The organism is Salinibacillus xinjiangensis (assembly GCF_009649735.1).
Taxonomy (GTDB): Bacteria; Bacillota; Bacilli; order Bacillales; family Alkalibacillaceae; genus Salinibacillus; species Salinibacillus xinjiangensis.
The window spans coordinates 91,239-111,006 of the sequence record NZ_WJNH01000006.1 but is presented as its reverse complement, the minus strand read 5'-3'; the positions used below and the strand labels follow the sequence as shown (position 1 = coordinate 111,006).

The following is a 19,768-nucleotide window of genomic DNA, read 5'->3' as shown; positions in this document are numbered from 1 at the left end:
CCATTCTTGATATTTATGTTGTTTATTGTAGCAAATTGTGAAAGTATGTAGTATTTTAAACTAAAAAATCCGCCAATTGGTAAAATAGGCGGATCAAAAGCTTTAACTAATATAACCATTTCGATTATAAACCATTTCAGCAATACGCCGATTTCGCTCTATCGCTTGACCAAAGGAATAAGACAAAAGCACTCGATATATTTTATCCCCAAGTTCTCGGTCATGAGCAAGTAATGCATCAACAAGTGGTCTTGTGTTCTGTAAAACCTGACTAACCGTTTCTTCCAGCACGGTCTCCATTAGCATTTGACTGACTTGTGTATCTGCCTTTTGATGACGAAGCACAACTGATTCTGCAGCATACAAATCGATAGCAATATCGGATAGTTTGCTTAGAAGCTCTTGCTGGGATTCGATTTCCTTCCCAAACTGCTGACGGGCTGATTCCGTTAAAACGAGATAAATAGCTCGTACATCCTGAATAAAATCTAGCTCTTTATTAGCGGAAGGCTCATTCGTAAGCAACCGTTCAAAAGCCTGCTTTACGACATGTTCATACGGTAGCTCACCCTTAAGGGCTTTTTTCAAAAACTGTCCTGTTAATAATAAACGGTTAATCTCGTTGGTGCCTTCAAAAATACGATTAATACGCGAGTCTCGATACATTCTTTCAATCGGGTACTCGCTAATAAATCCAGCACCACCATGAAGCTGAACGCCTTCGTCCACTAGAAAATCTAGCGTCTCTGATCCGTACACTTTACATATTGCCGATTCTAGTGCGTATTCAGACAGCCCTTTTACAACAAGGCTACCATTCTCCTCTTGATCCAACCCATGTAGTACGTCCTCAATTAAGTAAGCCGTTCGATAGAGTAGAGATTCTGCAGCATAGATTCGCGCTGTCATTTTGGCTACCTTTTCCTTGGTTAAACCAAATGCGGCTAGAGGTTTCCCGAACTGTTTTCGTTCTAAAATATGATTCAGAGTCACTTCCAGAGCCCGTTTAGCCCCACCCATACAGGCCATTCCTAAATTAAATCGTCCTAAATTGAGAACCGTAAAGGCAATGATATGCCCTCTTCCAACCTCGCCAAGTACGTTTTCGACGGGGACCTTACAATCTTCTAAAATAACAGGTCTTGTTGAAGAACCTTTGATCCCCATTTTCTTCTCCTCAGGACCGAGAGATAGGCCTGGGAAGTCCTTTTCGACTATAAATGCCGTAAAATCCTCGCCATCTACTTTGGCGTAGACGATAAAGGTATCCGAAAAAGAGGCATTGGTAATGTATATTTTTGTTCCATTTAATAGATAATGGGTCCCAGCCTCATTAAGCGTTGCCGATGTTTTTCCCGACATTGCATCAGATCCGGCATCAGGCTCGGTTAAACAGTAGGCCCCAATGAATTCTCCACTTGCTAGTTTTGGTAAATACTTTTCCTTCTGCTCCTTGGTCCCATAGTAGGTAATCGGCAGGGTGGCAATACAGGTATGATTGGAATGTGCTACTCCATAGCTGCCCGTTTTCCCCACTTGCTCCCCGACAATTCCTTTACTCACTTTATCAAGCCCTAGTCCACCAAAGGCTTCAGGAATACTGTGGGCAAGCAAACCTAATTCCCCAGCTTTCTTCATTAAATCCTCGACCACTTCATATTGCTGATTTTCAATTTCCGATTGCTCCTTTTCTACTTCCTTGGCCACAAATTGTTCAGCGGTGCTTTTAATTAATTGATGCTCATCGGTAAAGTCTTCAGGAAAATAAGCATCCTGTTCCGAGATTTGTCCAACTAAGTAAGAGCCGCCCTTTACATGTTGTGTCGTTGTCAATGAATTACCCTCCTTTATGTTTGTGTATGGAGTTATGAAAGTGGGACAGGGGACCTGTCCCCTCGACCCACTCTAGACTCCTTTTTGGGCGATTTGATTGGCATGGTTAATTAGGGCTTTGGCTGTTTGATTGAATTTGGCAAACCGTTTATCATGGGTTTGACCTTTGTGATAACGATAGTAAATTTGTTGCACGATGACAGCCAGCTTAAAATAGGCAAAGGTGACATAGAAGGAAAGATCTGAAACATCTCGCCCTGTTAAGGTGGCATATCTTTCAGCGAATTCTCTTCTCGTATAAAAGCCGGGTTGAACGGTAACGGATGGTTTCCCAAAGCCTTGCTTTAAAAGCTCTGGGTCTGAATCCTCTAGCCAATAGCTTAACGTCACTCCTAAATCAGCGAGTGGGTCCCCGACTGTTGTCATTTCCCAATCAAATAGGCCTGTCATTTCAGTTAAATCATTAGGGTTAAACATCGCATTATTTAATTTAAAATCATAGTGGATAATGGTAGCTTCAGATGCAGCAGGAACGTGGTCCTCTAGCCACATCATGAGCTCCTCAACTCCTTCCACATCATCGGTCTTCGCCTTTTCGTAACGTCCATTCCAGCCTTTTACCTGCCGTTCCATAAATCCATCTGGTTTTGTGATATGAACAAGGTCTGTTTGTTTGTAATTAATTTTGTGAAGGTCAGCTAGTGTTTTCACCATGGTCTCAGAAATGAGCGCACCATTTTCAGGTGTAGCTTCTACCCCTTTTGGAAACTCGGTATCCAATACAACCCCCTGGCGCCTCTCCATAATAAAAAACGGAGCTCCAAGTAATTCCTTGTCATCCTCATATAAGTAAGGCTTCGGAGACAATGAAAAATAAGGATGAATTGATTTTAAAATAGTAGATTCTCTTTTCATATCATGGGCTTTTGGTGCCACTGGTCCTAGTGGGGGGCGACGCAATACAGCCTCCCAATCACCTATTTTTAGTAAATAAGTTAAATTGGAATGCCCAGAAGGAAATTGTTCAATTTGAAGAGATTCTTCAGGTAGATTGTCTATGTGCTCACGAATATAGTCTTCTAGTTTATGGATTTCTAGCTCCTCTCCCTTTCGAACTGGGATGGTGTCTTTGTTTGACTGAATGGTCACGTTAACCCTCCTTGATCTCATTTGTTTCCAAGTATGATTCTAGTTTCAGTCGAATATCATCAGGAATCGGGGCTGCTTTTTGCGTGTTGAAATCAAAATAAACCACTGTCTCGTTTCCAATCGAAATGACTCCCCGTTCATTCAATATTTCATGTTGTAATTCAAAGCTTTTATTCCCGATACGCCTGACGAACGTTTGAATGGTTAGTTTTTCATCAAAATATCCTTGTTGTTTAAAGCTACTAGAGGTATAGGCTAAGATAAACGGCCAGTCTTCCAAAGTGATTGTAGGCACGAGCTCACGAAACAGCTCAATTCGAGCCTCTTCATAATAAATAAAATAGCTTACATTATTGACGTGGCCTAAAGCATCGGTTTCACTAGCTCTTACTCTCACCGTACATTCATTTCTCATCTTTTCACCTACTTCTATCGACTATTTCAAAGCCATTAATTCGAATAATCATACCAGCCCTTCCCTGTTTTACGGCCAAATTCTCCAGCCCTCACCTTTTCTTCCACTGATTTTGCGGGTTTATCATCCTCATCCCCTGTTTCGTTATAGAGTTGTAGATTCGCATTATGAACCACATCAATACCGGATAAATCCATGAGTTCAAACGGTCCTAGTGGATGACCTAGCGCCTTCTTTACAATGCCATCAATATCTTTATAATCCGCATAGCCCTCTTCATAGAGCTTCAACGCCTCTTTATTAAGGGCAAATAAAATTCGGTTGGCAATGAATCCATAGATTTCTTTTTCCAAGCGAAAACCAGTTCGACCTATTTGTTCACAATAATTCATCACGGCATCCATGGTTTCTTCAGATGTCTGCTCACTTTTAACCACCTCAATACAATCCATCACGAGTGGCGGGTAAAAGTAGTGCATATTACAAACCTGTGCTGGACGATTGGTTACCTCCGCAAGCTTCGAATTGACAATTGTTGAACTGTTGGTAGCGAGGATGGCGTGATGTGGTGCTAATTGATCCAGCTGCTTAAACACCTGCTGTTTCACATCAAGATTTTCTACGACCGCTTCAATAACTAAATCAACATCAGTCACCGCCTCTCCTACATCGGTCGTCATATGTAATCGTTCAAACGCCTCTTGTCTTTTTTCATCCGTTATTTTACCTTTCTTCACCCACTTTTCCATATGGCCTTCAAGCTGGTCCTTCGCTTTTTCCAGGGATTTTTGTTCGATATCCTGTAAATTTGTTTCAAATCCCCCTAATGCAGATAACATGGCAATTTGATGCCCCATGGATCCTGCTCCAATGACCGCTACTTTTTGAATTGCTGACATGTTTGACGTCCTCCCCTTAAACCTATTTCGTTTCAATTCCTTTGCAAATCATATCTAGAAAAATATCCGCTACTTCAGTATCCATGAAATGTCCCTCTGGTTGATACCACTGATAACTCCAGTTGCACGCTCCCAAAATCCCTAAGGTCACGATGTCCGGTTCTAAGTCGGGACGGAATTCGCCTTGCTCCATACCCGTTTTGATTACAATCTCCATGGCAAGACGAACCTGATCCCGTTTTTCCCGAACCTCTTCCAAATGGGACTCCTTTAGATGGCGAAATTCCCGAAAAAAGACTCGCGCACTATTTCCTTGGGGCTTGATGTTGGTAATCAACATATGAATCAAGCCCTGCAGTTTACCTTTATTCGTTAATGTCGAATCCAATATGATGGATTCTTGCTGTTCTAGTAAAGTATCAATATATTTACGGTGGATGGTCATTAACACTTGTTCTTTGCTTGAAAAATAGTAATAAAACGTCCCCTTGGTTACCCCAAGCTCATCAACAACATCCTGAATGGAAGTTTCACTAAATCCCTTTTGTTCAAAGCATTTAATACAAGTTGAGATAATTTTTTCTTTCATATCCAAGCCCCCATGGAGATAACTAGTAGAAAGGGGACAGCCTTATCCTTTAAGCAATCTCTTCTCTAATTTTTCGACGTAAAATTTTTCCGACGTTTGTTTTAGGCAATTCATCTCTAAACTCTACCATTCGTGGTACCTTGTAGGCTGCTAGATTTTCCCGACAGTAGGCTATCATGTCCTCTTCGGTACATTGGCGGCCCTCTTTCAGTACCGCTACAGCCTTTACTGTTTCACCACGATAGGCGTCTGGAATCCCTACGACAACAGCCTCCTGAACAGCTGGATGCTCGTAAAGAACCTCCTCTACATCTCGGGGATAAACATTGTAGCCACTGGCAATAATTAAATCCTTTTTCCGATCGACAATATACACATAGCCGTCCTCATCCATGCGAGCAATATCACCCGTATATAACCAGCCATCACGTAGCGTATTGGCGGTTTCATCAGGCATATTCCAATACCCCTTCATCACTTGAGGTCCTTTAATAATGAGCTCTCCATTTTCTCCATAAGGAACCTCTTTGCTACCGTCAGATAGATCCACCACTTTATATTCAGTAGAAGGAAACCCAATGCCAATACTTCCTGGCTTCCTTTCTGCAAACATCGGATTACAGTGTGTTATAGGAGACGCCTCAGATAATCCATAGCCCTCTAAAATCAATGCGCCTGTTTTCTTCTCAAAGGAACGCAATAATTCTCCAGGCATAGGGGCACTTCCACTATTACAAATACGTATACTACCTAACCCATATTCCTCTGCTTTTGGATGACTTGTGATCGCTACATACATGGTTGGAACACCTGGAAAAGTAGTTGGTTGGAGGTCTTTGATGGTTTGAAGAACTTCTTCTAATTCAAATTTCGGTAGTAGAATATTCATGGAGCCGGTAAAGATGGATAAATTCATTCCAGATGTCATGCCAAACACATGAAAAAGTGGGATCACCGTTAAATATCGCTCTTCTCCAAGGGTAATTTCATCCTTAAAAAATTCATAGGCCTGAAGTGTATTGGAGACAATATTTCGATGGGTGAGCATGGCCCCTTTAGACCGCCCTGTCGTTCCCCCTGTATATTGCAATACAGCCACATCCTCAGAAGGATTGATGTCTACTGGTGTAGGCGGCTTACTCGCTTGTTTAAGATACTCGGTAAATTCAACAGCTAAATCATCCTCTGCTGCCTGTTCTCCAAGGCTTACTTGGATGACTTGCTTAACAGATGTTTGGTCGATAATTTGATTCAGAACAGGAAGGATAGGCTTATAGATGACAATCGTTTCTGCACCAGAATCATTTAGAATATGCTGCAGTTCTTGGCCCACTAACATGGGATTAACCTGTGTTACCGTCCCACCTGCTTGTAATGTACCGTAATAGCTGATGACATATTGAGGACAGTTTGGCAGCATAATCGCCACTCGATCCCCTTTGACTAAACCGTTTTCTTGAAGTCTAGATGCAAATGCGCCCGTTTGAACACCGAGCTCTTGGTAGGTAATTTCCCTTCCATAAAAATAAATGGCCTTATGCTTTTTGTACGTTGAAATTGTACGTGCCAGCATATCATAAACTGACTGCTCCGGAATCTCCAATTCTGTTTGGACATGTTGTGGATAATGGTTAAACCATACTTTTTCCACTATAGATTTCCTCCCTTAAAGGTATATTTTTTGCCACGTTTTACATGGCATTCATCCCACCATCAACAGAAATAATATCTCCAGTCACATAATCAGAAGCTTTGGACGCCAAAAATAAAGCTACTCCTTTAATGTCATCGTCACTACCTAGTCGCCCTAATGGAGTGCGTTCCACGATAGCTTCACCAGCCATTGCCAATACACCCTTCGTCATCTTTGTTGGAAAAAATCCTGGTGCAATCGCATTTACATTGATATTATACGGTCCCCACTTCGCCGCTAAATCCTTCGTCATGGTGGCAATGGCACCCTTACTCGCATTGTAACCAACTGCATCAAGTACACGGGGGTCAACCCCATTTAAACCCGCAACAGATGATATATTAATAATCTTACCGCTTTTACGGTCTACCATATGCTTACCAACAGCCTGGGACATCAAAAACGTTCCCGTTGCATTGACATTCATCACTTTATACCATGCTTCAATCGGCATTTCTAAGACTGGTGCTCCCCAAGAGGCTCCACTGTTATTGACCAAAATATCAATTTGACCAAAGTGCTCTAAGGTTTGGTCGACCGCTTTTTGGACTTGCTCGGGATCTGATACATCACAGGCGATAGCCAACCCCTCACCACCTAAATTCTCAATTTCTTTAACCGTTTCTTCACAGGCATCGACCTTACGAGAGCAAACCATGACCTTGGCCCCCGCCTCTGCAAATGTAAGGGCAATTTGTTTTCCTAGCCCTCTTCCTCCTCCGGTTACTAACGCTACTTTTCCATCGAGTTGAAATAATTGATCTAAAATGCTCACCATTTTTTCCTCCCTAAGCCCTATGTTAACGCTTACATTCTTTCGCAATGAAACAAACCACTAGCTCCTATTTTCATAATACTAACCAGTTGGTATGTTCATGCGAAAAAATTCAAGTTCAACCAAATTATAACAGATTATTCAGAAAATTAAAATGTAAAGTTTCAGCTTTCTGTTAATTGTTCCTTTACTTCTTCAATCTGTTCCAAATGTCTTTTTTCATGATAGCCAACAAATTGTACCCACTGGTCTAAACGCAAAGTGCCGAATGCCGGATGTTTTGTGGCCTTACCCTTAAGCACATTTACATCAACCCCACTTACCACATCCTTCAGCTTTTGACGAGAGTTTGCTAGTTTCTGTTTGATATCGACTGTTGTATGAAATTCACTAGAAGGTGTAAGAAACTTAGGCGCATCTACCTTTGTTTTTCGGTTTGGAGTTAAATGAATGGGCTTGTCACGAGCAGGCTTAGGTTGTCCGTTTTCTACCTCATCTTCAATGGTTTTAGCAACAAATTGCTCAATGAGATAAAGATGCTCCAAAATTTGCATGATCGACCAGGCCCCCTCTTCTACCTGTTGGTTCAGCCTTTCATCGGTCAAACCGTCTATACTCCCCAAAAGTTCCTCACGTATTCGATCATTTTTTTCCATCATCTATACCCTCTCCTTTTGTAATTGGTTATGAATCCAGCTTAAAATATCGTCCATAACTTCCTCACGATTGATTTCATTCAAAATCTCGTGACGCGCATTCGAATAAAACTTGCACGATAGATTGATTAATCCCGCCTTTTCATAATCGTGGTAGGTTTCGATGACCCCTTTTTTAAAGTTGCCAACCGGGTCTTCATCACCTGATAGGAGAAAAATCGGTAGCTCTTTTGGTACCTTTTCGATATTTTCACGACGATTGATCACGTCAATGCCATCTAGAAGGTCATAATAGAATTGAGCAGAACAGACTTGACCACAGCGGGAATCCTCCATATACTCCTTGATTACTTGTTTGTCGCGTGTTAACCAATCAAATTCTGTTTGTGCCGGTTTAAATTTTTTGTTATAGCCTCCAAACGTCAACTTATTCATAGTATCACTGGGACGAGTTTTTCCGTGTTTATTGATTTCACGCTTGGCCACCATTTTTCCAATTTTACCCATCAACCCAGGATTTCCACCTGTACCTGACAAAATTAATCCCTTGATTTCATGTCCGAAAAGCTGAACATACCGACGAGCTAAAAAAGATCCCATACTGTGTCCAAATAAAATAAACGGGATATTAGGAAATTGCGCTTTCATTTTTACGGTAAGCAAATACAGATCCTGTACGACCTTCTCAAACCCATTCGAATCAGCAAAATGGCCCAAACTACCTTGGCCTTCACCTGTTTTTCCATGACCCCGATGATCATTCCCGAACACATATATATCCTCGGAAACTAGCTTTCTAGCAAAAGAATCATATCTTTGAATATGCTCGGCCATACCATGAGCAATTTGCACAAGCGCCTTAGGTTTTTGACTCGCATTTCCTGTCCAGCTCTGAGTGATAATTTTCGTCCCATCCTCAGCATTTAGAAAAAATTCTTCCCGCTTAACCAAGCTCCTCACTCCTTCAGTCATACTCTATGTATATTTCGTGAGGAGATGGCGCATTCCCTTTTTAGGAGATTTACGGATAAAGTTGTGGATTTTGCTGATTTGGGCAGCAATTTTACGGATTGATACCGTCTTGTCCATAAAAAAAGACTGACGCCCTAAGCGTCAGCCTCTTCTATTAAACAGTAGCAACATGTTTTTTATGATTTTTATTCCCTCTATTAAAAGTTAGATTGTGGTCGCGTAGGAAAGGAATTACCCAGCGGTCAAGACCAAATTTACCAGCATTGTGGCCTGCAGCAATGATAAAGACAGTTAATAATACCATTTGAGCGTTGGTGCTAACTGTTCCACTGAATAAGAAAGCAAAGTTCATTGTAATAGCCATGATAGCGGCAAAGTTTGTGAATAAACCTAAAATTAGTGCAATCCCGACTAAGAACTCACCCCACATAACCATGTAGCTGAAAATTTCGGCGTTCGGTAGTGCGACATTTTCAAGAAATGTTGCCCACCAACCTTGAACGGCTGGATGTTCCCCACCTGCACTCGCAATGGCTCCTTTCATAAAGCCACTTGCATCAAAGCCTCCACCTGTGATTTTGCCAAAGCCAGATGTGATCCAGTGATACCCTAGATAGATTCGAATAAATGCTAATACTCCTGCAACAATATTATTATGGCGAATAAACTGGTTAAACATATTTATCGACTCCCTTATTATTTTGTTTGTTCATTGTTTCACATAATGTTTAACAAGAATTCTTGCTGTTCCTTATTACACTCTCATCTTAACACGATTCTGGACTTTGAAAATAAGTTTGCTCATTCTTTCACATTTGTGTAACAAAGGTATGGCTATTTTGTGAAATAGTAGGCAACACTATTGCATTCTTTATTCAAACTACTTAATTGAATAGGTATTTCATACTGTTCTGAAAAAACATCGTTATATTACTTGACGACCCTTATTCGTTTGAGGAATACTTAACACAACAACTGGTCTAACAAGAATTACAAATAATGAAAAGGAGGACAGATTAATGAGCGAACAAAAAATTGTCCCGCACCTTTGGTTTAACCAAGAAGCAAATGAAGCCGCTCAATTTTACACATCCATTTTTCCCGACTCAAAAATCACCAATATGTCCACCATCCACGACACCCCATCTGGTGACAGTGATCTCGTTTCCTTTCACCTCTCAGGATATTCATTCATGGCCATCAATGGAGGGCCACATTTTCAGTTCAACCCATCGATTTCATTTTTTGTCAATTTTGATCCTTCTAAAGATGCGAACGCAAGGGAAAACCTGGATCAGCTTTGGGATAAGCTGTTCCAAGGCGGTACACCACTTATGCCCCTTCAGGAATATCCATTCAGTCAGCGGTACGGTTGGATACAGGATAAGTATGGATTGACATGGCAATTGAATCTCATGAACCCAGATGATGAAGAACGACCATTTATTATACCTTCATTGATGTTTGTTCAAGATGTCTGTGGTAAGGCAGAGGAAGCTAGTGATTTTTATCTTTCTGTTTTCAAGGATTCGAAACGTGGACAAATTGCTCGCTATCCAGCAGGCATGGAACCGGATAAGGAAGGGACTATGATGTTTACCGATTTTATGCTTGAGAAGCAGTGGTTTGTTGCGATGGACAGCGCTCATTCCCATGATTTCAAATTTAATGAAGCTGTTTCACTTTTGGTTCGGTGTGAAAACCAAAAGGAAATAGATGATTACTGGGAAAAACTTTCATCAGATCCAAAAGCAGAACAATGTGGTTGGCTGAAGGACAAGTATGGTGTATCCTGGCAAGTTTGGCCAGAAGTGATGGGAGAAATGATGGCAAATGGGACAAAAGAGCAAATGGAGCGATTAATCAAAGCTTTTCTTCAGATGAAAAAATTTGATATAGGAAAATTAAAAGAAGCATATCAAGGTAAATTATGATTTTAGGAACACACATATTAGTCAGATATGTGGTCCTTTTAGTATCAGTACAACGACTTCCAAAGCTGCCCCCCTCCTGATGGAAGAAATATACAGCATGAAATGGGCTGCTCGACACCACTGGTACTTTGAAATTTGTTTTGCAATTGGCTTATGGATCTCCGTTTTGAGTATGTAACAAAGGGTGCCGAAAATGAACGGCACCCTTTTGCTATTTACCCATATACTCCTGTAAAAACTGATTTAACTTATCCACATATTTTTCTTCATGAATCACAAACGCCTCACCATGGCTAGACCCGTCAAAGGTAATCAGCTCCGCATCACTTTTCGTATTTTCATATAATTCTCTAGACATCGTTGTTGGCACGAACGCATCGTCATTTCCGTGAATATATAAAATCGGAACGTCCGCCTTTTTCACCTGTTTCAATGCCGAAGCCTCTGTTAATGAATAGCCCGCACGCAGATCCGTTACTAAACTTGTACTAGGTAAAACCGGGAATGCTGGTAGGTTATACATACGGTTCATTTGATACTTGAACAAGTCATATACGGATGTATAAGGACTATCTGCAACGACAGCTTTCACATTGCTAGGAAGCTCCTCACCACTTGTCATCAATACGGTTGCTGCTCCCATGGAAACTCCATGTAAAACAATCTCTGTCGATGGACCTTGCTTTGCCATGACCATGTCAATCCAATCAAGATAATCTAACCGATCATGCCAGCCAAAACCAATGTAATCTCCCTCACTCTGACCATGTCCTCGCATATCGGCTGTGAAAATATTGTACCCGAGCTGTTCATAATAATATTGGCCGTACAAGCCCATCTGTTTACCGTTCCCTAGATAGCCGTGTGCAAATATAACCGTTTTATCGGTTGGCTCCTTTGCTTCTAAAAAGTAGCCCTTAAGCTTCAATCCGTCAAAGGACTCAAGCTCCCATTCCTCAAAATCTTGATCGGCAACCCAGTCACGCCAGTTCCCTTCCAGTAAAACATCCATGGCTTCCCCGGATACTTCTAAATCCTCATTTCCATTTAAAAAATCCTTTACATTCCGTTCGATTGCTAGATTATAAAAATAATGACTGGCTATAATATCTATGATTAATAGGACTGCAACTAGCCCTATCCCCCATTTCATTAAGCGTTTCTTTTTCAAAGTTGTCTCCCCCTCGTGTCTATCTCTATATTTCTATTATACTAAAAATTTTAGATAATTTGGCCTAAATAGCAGTGGTAGTTATTGACATCGTTTTTAAAACAAAACAATATTTATGTAGAACTTGTATAAATTATGATAAAGTACAGCTATTACTAGGAGGACTGCTCATATGACAATTCCTTTAAAACAAATGAAATTACATAGATTAAAAATGCGCTTGAACAATCCCTTTACTACAAGTTTCGGCTCAGTACAGGAAAAAGAGTTCTTTATTTCGGAAGTGATAGATGGTGATGGGAATCGTGGTTTTGGAGAATCGGTTGCTTTTGCAAGCCCATGGTATACAGAGGAGACCGTGGAAACTTCTTTGCACGTCATAGAGAATTTCCTTATAAAAATTTTGCAGGAAAATGACATTCAGTATCCAGATGACGTAACCCAATTATTCTCTAGTGTGAAACGGAATAATATGGCTAAGGCCACATTAGAGGGGGCTATTTGGGATTTATATGCCAAGCGTGAGAATATCCCTTTGTCAAAAGCCATTGGTGGTATGAAGCAAGAAATTGATGTAGGGATTAGCATTGGCATACAACCGACAATTAAGGACTTATTAAAAACAATCGAACATTATGTACAGGAAGGCTATAAACGGATGAAAATAAAAATTAAGCCTGGTCACGATGTTAACGTGCTCCGTGAAGTACGTAAGCATTTTCCTAATACACCAATTATGGCAGATGCAAATTCTGCTTACACATTGGAGGATGCGGAGCACTTAAAACAGCTAGATAACTTAGGCCTAATGATGATTGAACAACCCTTGAAAGATGATGAGATCCTCGACCATGCTAAACTACAGGAAGAACTGAACACTCCTATTTGCTTAGATGAGAGCATTCATTCTCTAACCGATGCGAAAATGGCAATACAATTAGGTGCCTGCAAAATTATAAACATTAAAATAGGAAGAGTTGGCGGTATTACGGAAGCCAAACGCATTCATGATTATTGCAGGAAACACGATATACCAGTGTGGTGCGGGGGCATGCTAGAAGCCGGGGTGGGGCGTGCTCACAATATTGCCTTAACTACATTATCCCAATTTGTGATGCCAGGAGATACAGCAGGATCATCACACTACTGGGAACAAGATATTATTCAACCAGAGGTCTCCGTCAAAAACGGCGTGATAAAGGTCCCAGACCAACCTGGCATTGGCTATGAGGTTGATGAAGAAGCTTTAAAGAAATTTACTGTTGATCTCAAGACCTATGATTTGTAACTGTGTGGGCATTTCATTTGCTTGGCTACTAAGTTATAATGTAGAGACACTGTAAGGTTTGAAGTTCGTTTGGTCATATTGGTAATCACCACCTACTTCTGGAGGTTTATATGTTTTCACAAGCAGAAGAATTATTTGAGAGAATTTCACAGGATAATGAGGTTCTACGCGTTTTTAAGTTTCATTCTTATCGCGTTATGCATTTTGCTAGCCTGTTAGCAGAGGAAGTTCAATGTTTAGATGAGGATATGCGTGTAGCTAGCCTCCTTCATGATATCGGAAAAATGGGGTTATCGAAGGATATTCTCTTAAAGCCAGCTAAGCTTGACCCACTAGAATTTGAAATTATCAAGGCTCATTCACATATAGGAAATAATATATTACGAAAAACATTAAATGCCCCTAGAGCTGCACTTTTTGTTCGGGATCACCATGAACGTTGGGATGGAAAGGGATATCCACGGGGCTTGTCTGGTGAACAAATTTCCCTACAAGGGCGAATCATTTCTATATGTGACGCTTTTGATACGATGACCATTGATCGCCGGAATTATGATAAGCAAACCCTTACTTTTGAGAAGGCTTTTGAGGAATTACGGAACTGCTCCTGGGGACAATTTGATGGAGATTTGGTGGAGGCCTTTATCACTGTTATTGGAAAGCTTCAGTTATCAGATCCATCTCTATGGTTTGATAAGTTGGATAAGATTGAAGAAGTTCTATCCCCTCAAGCCAAAAAAAGTTGACCTAAATTAATACTAGGCCAAGGGACGGAGGGACAGGTTCACTGTCCCAAGGTTTAGCTTGGCAAAGGGAGAAAACCCACTTTACTACTTAATTAGTCGGTTTCATTTACCTCAACAAAACGATACATATATTCCATTGCTTCAGGCAAAGTTTCTCTCCATACATCCCAATTATGATCTCCATCTACAACTCTAAACTCCACTAACTCAGGCTGATGCTCTCTTAAGTTTTGATACAGTACTGCTGCATGATAAGCAATATCAAATGTATCATGGTCCCCAGAATTGATGTATAGGGGAACTTTTAGATCTTGTTGTTTATAGTCATCAATATACTGTGTGAAGTTCAATTCTTCCCACTTTTCTGGATCAAATTTTCCGTCTTTTTGATAAGTTGGATGAGTTCTTCCTGATGAATGACTTGGCGGAGTTGGAACATAAACAGCAGGGCTTAACGCTGCACCTGCGGCAAACATGTCTGGGTACTTTAAGACAAAATTAACTGTTCCATAGCCTCCAGCAGATAAACCTGAAACGAGTCGTCCTTCTCTATCATCAATCGTCCTCCACGTGTCATCAATATGAGGAATTAAGTCGTTCATAAACGCAGAATCGGCATTCTCATTATGTCCATCTACCCACCAGCTATTGCTACCTGGCATTACAATGATTGATTCAGGAATTTCACCTTCTGACATCATTTTATCTGCAGTTTTCTTCACATCTCCATTTCGAACCCAATCATATTCGTTGCCGTAGGAACCATGCAATAAATAAAGTACAGGGTATTCCTTATCTGATGTTTTATACCCCGTCGGCAAATAAATGTTGTAGCTATAATCTCTTTGAAGCTCCTCTGAATAAAAGCTTTGATGAATGATTTGACTATTACTTGATTTTGGGGAATCAACGTTAGCTAAGGAAAGAGTGGTAGGGATTAGTAAAGTAAAAATTAAGACAAAAATAAAAATAGATTTTCTTTTAAACATAAAAGCCCTCCTATTATAATTATTATTACTCTGCCAATACGCAACATTTTGGGTAATTGACAGAATAATTTATATATTTATAATTTTACAATAGTATGTGCGAGTTGTACTTAGGTAGTTATGATTAACTTTTATATATAACTGCTTTTTTACGGGACTCCTTGACTAGGAGGGATTGTTTAAATTCTTCTCGTTCATACTAAAAGACCGTTTCCCATTAAGTAAGGAAACGGTCTTTTTCTTGAAAAATTACATATAAAAGTTATGGCTGAACTTCATCATTTTGAGCATTTAAGTTCGTGAGCGCTCTTTTCATATGATGCTGGGCATCCTCCACTCGCTGTTGAGCATCAAAAAGTGGTTCTGTTGATGTACCACTACCATTGATTGCTTTGCCACGAGCCTCTTGTATCTTATCCTGTACCTCACGTAATTGTGTTTGGAGCTGCTGTATTTCCTGAGGGTCTGCATGATTGATGGCTTGGCGCGCTTCCTCTTCTAATTTTTGAGAAAGCTCACTTAGTTGTCGGATTTCATTTTCATTTTGAATCGGCATAAAAATTTCCTCCCTGTTTATCTTCTAACCATATTCTGTACAAAAATCCCTTAGCCTACTCTATGTTTTATTAAATTTAACTGTGGGACGGAGGGACAGGTTCACTGTCCCAAGGTCTCTTCCTAATGTTTGTATATGTTTAGGGAGATTAAAGCATTTGGGGAATACAAATGAAGAAAAAGATACAATTTCTCTTAGGAGAAATTGTATCTTTTTTATACTGGGGTGGGACAAGGGACCTGTCCCTCCGTCCCAGTTAAAAGGGATTGGTTCCCCAGATTGCGGATGTTTTGATAAAGGTGCGTTGTTCTAGCTTAAGTAGACTTGTGATGTATTCAGCTAAATCTTCTGCTTGAGTGAATTTCTTGGGGTTACGCTCACCAGAGTCTCCTCGTACGAGATCTGTTTCCACTAGGCTTGGTGTCAAAACGCTGACTCGGATGTTATGAGGACGTACCTCTTGCATGAGGGACTCGCTCAATCCGATGACGGCGAACTTTGATGCACTATATGCACTGGATCCCTTTGTGCCATAAATTCCCGACATAGAGGAGATATTGATAATGTCGCCTCGGTCTCTCTCCATCATACCTGGGAGAACAGCTTTAGTCACATACACCATCCCCATGACATTGGTATCCAAAACCTTTTTCCAAGTATCCGTTGATATGTCTAAAAATGGTCCATGTGCTCCAACAGCAGCATTATTGATTAGAATATCAATGGTACCAAGCTGCTCCCCGATTTCCTTTACTGCTAGCTGAACAGCGGTTTCATCGGATACATCCGTAGCAGCGGTGACGAATTTCGCACCTATTTCGGTTAGGTCCTTTCGAATTGACTCAAAGCTTTCCTCTGACCTTGCGATGAGCCCGAGCTCTGCTCCTTCTTTGGCAAGCTCCAATGCTGTTGCTCGGCCAATCCCTCTACTTCCACCTGTTATGAGCGCTTTTTTGCCTTGTAGTGATTGCATATGTATCATCCTTTCTATGTATTTTATTTTTACATAGAAAGGATGATGATTCCAATATTGAGGTTAGGAATTAGATAAGTTGCTGCTATTTGGTCCAAATGCTTCTGTCCACTGTTGTTTAAAATCTACGACATCAGATGCAGTTGAAGGAAAAGCAACCATTTTCTCAATGATGTCAGGAGCTACAGTTACCGTTTCTGAACCTGCTAAACAAACATTGTGTACCTGTTGCAGGTTTTTGAAACTCGCTGATAAAATTTCACAGGTTAATTCATAGGTAGCAAATAACTTGGCGATTTCTTCCACAACTGCTACACCATTCCCTGTTAAGTTATCAATACGATTCACATATGGAGCTACATATTTAGCACCAGACATGGCAGCCATTAAGGCTTGGAATGCCGTGTATACTGTAGTTGCAAGAGTTTGTATACCCTCTGCTGTTAGTTGTTTTATTGCCCTTATCCCTTCTTCAGTTACAGGTACTTTTACAATCACTTTCCCAGAAAGCTCATTCGTAATATAGCGGGATTCCTCCACGATTTCTTCTGCCGTATCTCCTAGAGCTTGAACAAATAACTCCTTCTCTTCCCCAATCATAGTACGGATTTCCTTCAAAACTTCTAGATAAGGTCTGTTTTCTTTTACTAGAAGAGTAGGATTCGTGGTGACTCCTGAAATAGGATAATATTGATTTAACTTTTTAATTTTTTCGATGTTTGCAGAATCGATATATAGCCTCATATTTCTACCTCCGAAAAGTTCATAATTAGAAAACACGAATTTCGCCAATAATGGCGAAATTCGATGTTTTTCATACTTTATTTTCAATTATCCTCTTGATTTACCACCTGAAATATTAATCGTTGTACCTGTAATGTAAGTAGAGTGATCTGATACTAGATACGTTACAAGGTCAGCGATTTCGTCTAGCTTTCCAACGCGTCCCAGAGGAATGGAACTAGCATAGTTACCTTCTAAATCTTCTACGTTTACGTTTCGTGTGTAAGCCAATGCTTCATTATAAGCATCTGTTGTAAGGCCTGTTTTTTCATTGATTCCTGGAGCAACTCCAACTACACGGATATTGTATTTACCAAGTTCTTTCGCCCAAGACCTTGTAAAGCCATTTAGTGCTCCTTTAGTTGCAGAGTATACACTTTGTCCAGCAGAGCCTTCCATACCTGCTTCAGACGTGATATTTACAATAACCCCACTATCTTGCTTTACAAATTGCTTGGCAGCAGCTTGTGCACATAGGAAAGGTCCTTTTTGGTTTACGCTAACCATGAAATCAAACGCTTTTTCGTCGATTTCATATTCTGGTTTTTCCCCTCTTACATCAACAAGAAGGCGTGGAAGGTTTACACCCGCATTGTTCACCAATCCATCAATTCGTCCATATTTTTCGACAGCAAGACGAACCATATTTTCAACACTTTCTTTATTGGTTACATCGGTTTGAACATTGTATAGATTTTCTGCTTGTTCTCCAGTTTCAACGCTTAAATCAGCAACAACCACTTTTGCTCCGTTTTGCTGAAGAGTTTGAGTAATGTGGCTACCAATTCCTGAATTACCACCTGTTACGATGACTACTTTTCCTGCTAAATCTGTCCATGCTTTACTCATTTTCATTACTCCATTCTTTTTTCAAGTTATCTTCTATGAATCTTAATACCGTAAGTAAAGATCTTAATATAGAAAGAAGTCGTTGATCACGACTTCTTATCTTTCAATTTTAATCTCATCGCCTATATTGATGGCACTGATGTCCTTCGCTTCAAGTGAAAGTGTGCCAGCTAAATCTGGTTCAGTAGCTCCATCAAAACGTAGGGTAATATGTCCAAGTGATTGTAGATTTTTGTTTACTGCTTCCCCAACTGCAGTAACTTGATAAGAATGTTCACTGCCAATGGTTAGAACATCTCCAGCTTGGATATCTTTACGTAAGTTATTTTCAGAATGAAGAATACAAAATTCTGCTAATTCTGCTGGTGCATTATCTTTAAACGTAATTAACATACCTTGTTCTAAAAACTCATTTACTGATTCACCTAATTTAGTTACAACTGTTGAATAAACGGTTTCTGCCATTTTTGTTCACTCCTAAGTAGTATTATTCGTACATTCCAAAGCTTGCTAACCAAGCGATAAATACAGTAGGTGCTCCTGTTAAGAATCGTCCATACAGAACGGCTGGTACACCGACTTCAACGGTTTCAGGTTTTGCTTCAGCTAAGCCAAGACCAACTGGAACGAAGTCCGCAGCAGCCTGTGAGTTGATTGCAAATAATGCAGGTAAAGCAAATTGTGGAGGAATATTTCCGCGTCCAATCTCAACACCAATTAATGTACCGATAACCTGTGCAATAACCGCTCCAGGGCCTAAGAATGGGGAGAAGAGTGGGAAAGATACAATTGCTGATAATAGAATTAATCCCCATACACTTCCACCAAGTGGAGTTAACACATTCGCAACTAGATCACCAATACCAGATTCTAAGATTACACCAATTAACATAGCTACAAACGCCATAAACGGTAGAATAGTTTTAATTACAGTATCAATCGCATCACGACCAGCTTGGTAAAGAACAGACATGACTCCACCCATTACCTGGCCAACCTTAGCGATCATACCACCATTACGTTGTTCACTAATCTTTTTTGTACTGTCATATTGATTTGAGTTTTGATTAGAAGCAGGAGCTTCCTCTACAACCTCTGCTGTCGCAGCAGCCTCTACTTCACCTTCACCAGCTACAGAAATATTTTCCGGTTTAACAGCGGATACATAAATATCCTCTGTAATGAAATCTCTCATTGGACCACTTTGACCAGTGGCCATTAGGTTCATAGTAGGAATTCGCTTTTTAGGATATAAACCTGCTCTTAAAGTACCACCACAGTCAATTACGACAGCTGCGGTTTCCTCTTCAGGGACACTTGTTTTGAAGCCATCTACTAATTCAGCTCCACTTAACTCCGCAAATTTTTCTGCTACAGGGGAAATGGTTCCACCAGTTATGTTTACTATTTTATTCTTCTGCTCATTGACAGGAATAGTTAATGGTCCACCGAACCCGCCTGGGCCAGCGGTTACTTTTATTGTTTTATACTCAGCCAT

21 protein-coding genes are annotated in these 19,768 nt (G+C 40.4%); 3 read left to right on the top strand and 18 right to left on the bottom strand.

Annotated features, from left to right (window positions below; translation table 11 throughout):
- Positions 1-102 precede the first annotated feature (102 nt).
- From GH754_RS10745 to GH754_RS10700, 10 genes are all read right to left on the bottom strand, one after another.
- Entirely contained in the window at positions 103-1,833 is a 1,731-nt protein-coding gene (locus GH754_RS10745) for an acyl-CoA dehydrogenase family protein (protein WP_153728710.1), read from the bottom strand.
- Between the two features lie 72 nt (positions 1,834-1,905).
- A complete protein-coding gene (locus tag GH754_RS10740) occupies positions 1,906-2,982 on the bottom strand; it encodes a phosphotransferase family protein (RefSeq protein ID WP_323741970.1) in 1,077 nt (358 codons plus the stop codon).
- A gap of 1 nt (position 2,983) precedes the next feature.
- Positions 2,984-3,397: an acyl-CoA thioesterase gene (locus tag GH754_RS10735; protein WP_153728708.1), complete on the bottom strand. Its 414-nt coding sequence runs from the start codon at positions 3,395-3,397 to the stop codon at positions 2,984-2,986.
- A gap of 35 nt (positions 3,398-3,432) precedes the next feature.
- Complete coding sequence (locus GH754_RS10730; protein ID WP_153728707.1) at positions 3,433-4,296, bottom strand: 3-hydroxyacyl-CoA dehydrogenase family protein; 864 nt, start codon at positions 4,294-4,296, stop codon at positions 3,433-3,435.
- A gap of 22 nt (positions 4,297-4,318) precedes the next feature.
- Positions 4,319-4,885, bottom strand: a complete 567-nt coding sequence (locus tag GH754_RS10725) for a TetR/AcrR family transcriptional regulator (protein ID WP_153728706.1) — start codon at positions 4,883-4,885, stop codon at positions 4,319-4,321.
- Positions 4,886-4,934: 49 nt separating this feature from the next.
- Positions 4,935-6,539: a long-chain-fatty-acid--CoA ligase gene (locus tag GH754_RS10720; protein WP_407690666.1), complete on the bottom strand. Its 1,605-nt coding sequence runs from the start codon at positions 6,537-6,539 to the stop codon at positions 4,935-4,937.
- Positions 6,540-6,576: 37 nt separating this feature from the next.
- Complete coding sequence (locus GH754_RS10715; RefSeq protein ID WP_153728705.1) at positions 6,577-7,356, bottom strand: SDR family oxidoreductase; 780 nt, start codon at positions 7,354-7,356, stop codon at positions 6,577-6,579.
- Positions 7,357-7,517: 161 nt separating this feature from the next.
- Positions 7,518-8,012: a DinB family protein gene (locus GH754_RS10710; RefSeq protein ID WP_153728704.1), complete on the bottom strand. Its 495-nt coding sequence runs from the start codon at positions 8,010-8,012 to the stop codon at positions 7,518-7,520.
- Positions 8,013-8,960: an alpha/beta hydrolase gene (locus tag GH754_RS10705; RefSeq protein ID WP_228550229.1), complete on the bottom strand. Its 948-nt coding sequence runs from the start codon at positions 8,958-8,960 to the stop codon at positions 8,013-8,015. It abuts the gene before it with no gap.
- A gap of 175 nt (positions 8,961-9,135) precedes the next feature.
- A complete protein-coding gene (locus GH754_RS10700) occupies positions 9,136-9,660 on the bottom strand; it encodes a DoxX family protein (protein ID WP_153728702.1) in 525 nt (174 codons plus the stop codon).
- Between the two features lie 340 nt (positions 9,661-10,000).
- Here GH754_RS10700 and GH754_RS10695 point away from each other — a divergent pair, with 340 nt between their 5' ends.
- On the top strand, positions 10,001-10,915 hold the full coding sequence (locus GH754_RS10695; RefSeq protein WP_153728701.1) for a VOC family protein: 915 nt from the start codon (positions 10,001-10,003) through the stop codon (positions 10,913-10,915).
- A gap of 211 nt (positions 10,916-11,126) precedes the next feature.
- On the opposite strand, the gene GH754_RS10690 is transcribed toward GH754_RS10695, so the two are convergent.
- Entirely contained in the window at positions 11,127-12,086 is a 960-nt protein-coding gene (locus GH754_RS10690; RefSeq protein WP_228550228.1) for an alpha/beta hydrolase, read from the bottom strand.
- A gap of 172 nt (positions 12,087-12,258) precedes the next feature.
- Between GH754_RS10690 and menC the strand changes: the two genes are divergently transcribed.
- Together menC and GH754_RS10680 are read left to right on the top strand one after the other, a co-directional pair.
- On the top strand, positions 12,259-13,374 hold the full coding sequence (menC, locus tag GH754_RS10685) for an o-succinylbenzoate synthase (RefSeq protein ID WP_153728700.1): 1,116 nt from the start codon (positions 12,259-12,261) through the stop codon (positions 13,372-13,374).
- A gap of 110 nt (positions 13,375-13,484) precedes the next feature.
- Positions 13,485-14,120: an HD-GYP domain-containing protein gene (locus GH754_RS10680; protein WP_153728699.1), complete on the top strand. Its 636-nt coding sequence runs from the start codon at positions 13,485-13,487 to the stop codon at positions 14,118-14,120.
- Positions 14,121-14,212: 92 nt separating this feature from the next.
- Here the strand turns inward: GH754_RS10680 and GH754_RS10675 are convergent, their stop codons facing one another.
- From GH754_RS10675 to srlE, 7 genes are all read right to left on the bottom strand, one after another.
- The gene (locus tag GH754_RS10675) at positions 14,213-15,109 is read right to left on the bottom strand and encodes an alpha/beta hydrolase (protein WP_153728698.1); all 897 of its coding nucleotides are present in this window, start codon (positions 15,107-15,109) and stop codon (positions 14,213-14,215) included.
- A 262-nt stretch (positions 15,110-15,371) separates the two neighbouring features.
- Positions 15,372-15,665, bottom strand: coding sequence for a hypothetical protein (locus tag GH754_RS10670; RefSeq protein WP_153728697.1), 294 nt, complete (start codon positions 15,663-15,665; stop codon positions 15,372-15,374).
- A gap of 256 nt (positions 15,666-15,921) precedes the next feature.
- Complete coding sequence (locus GH754_RS10665; RefSeq protein ID WP_153728696.1) at positions 15,922-16,638, bottom strand: 3-ketoacyl-ACP reductase; 717 nt, start codon at positions 16,636-16,638, stop codon at positions 15,922-15,924.
- Between the two features lie 63 nt (positions 16,639-16,701).
- A complete protein-coding gene (locus GH754_RS10660) occupies positions 16,702-17,382 on the bottom strand; it encodes a transaldolase family protein (protein WP_153728695.1) in 681 nt (226 codons plus the stop codon).
- Positions 17,383-17,469: 87 nt separating this feature from the next.
- Positions 17,470-18,270 carry an SDR family oxidoreductase gene (locus tag GH754_RS10655; protein ID WP_153728694.1) on the bottom strand — a complete coding sequence of 267 codons (801 nt, stop codon included), beginning with the start codon at positions 18,268-18,270 and terminating at the stop codon, positions 17,470-17,472.
- Between the two features lie 96 nt (positions 18,271-18,366).
- Complete coding sequence (locus GH754_RS10650) at positions 18,367-18,735, bottom strand: PTS glucitol/sorbitol transporter subunit IIA (protein ID WP_153728693.1); 369 nt, start codon at positions 18,733-18,735, stop codon at positions 18,367-18,369.
- Positions 18,736-18,757: 22 nt separating this feature from the next.
- Positions 18,758-19,768, bottom strand: a complete 1,011-nt coding sequence (srlE, locus tag GH754_RS10645) for a PTS glucitol/sorbitol transporter subunit IIB (RefSeq protein WP_153728692.1) — start codon at positions 19,766-19,768, stop codon at positions 18,758-18,760.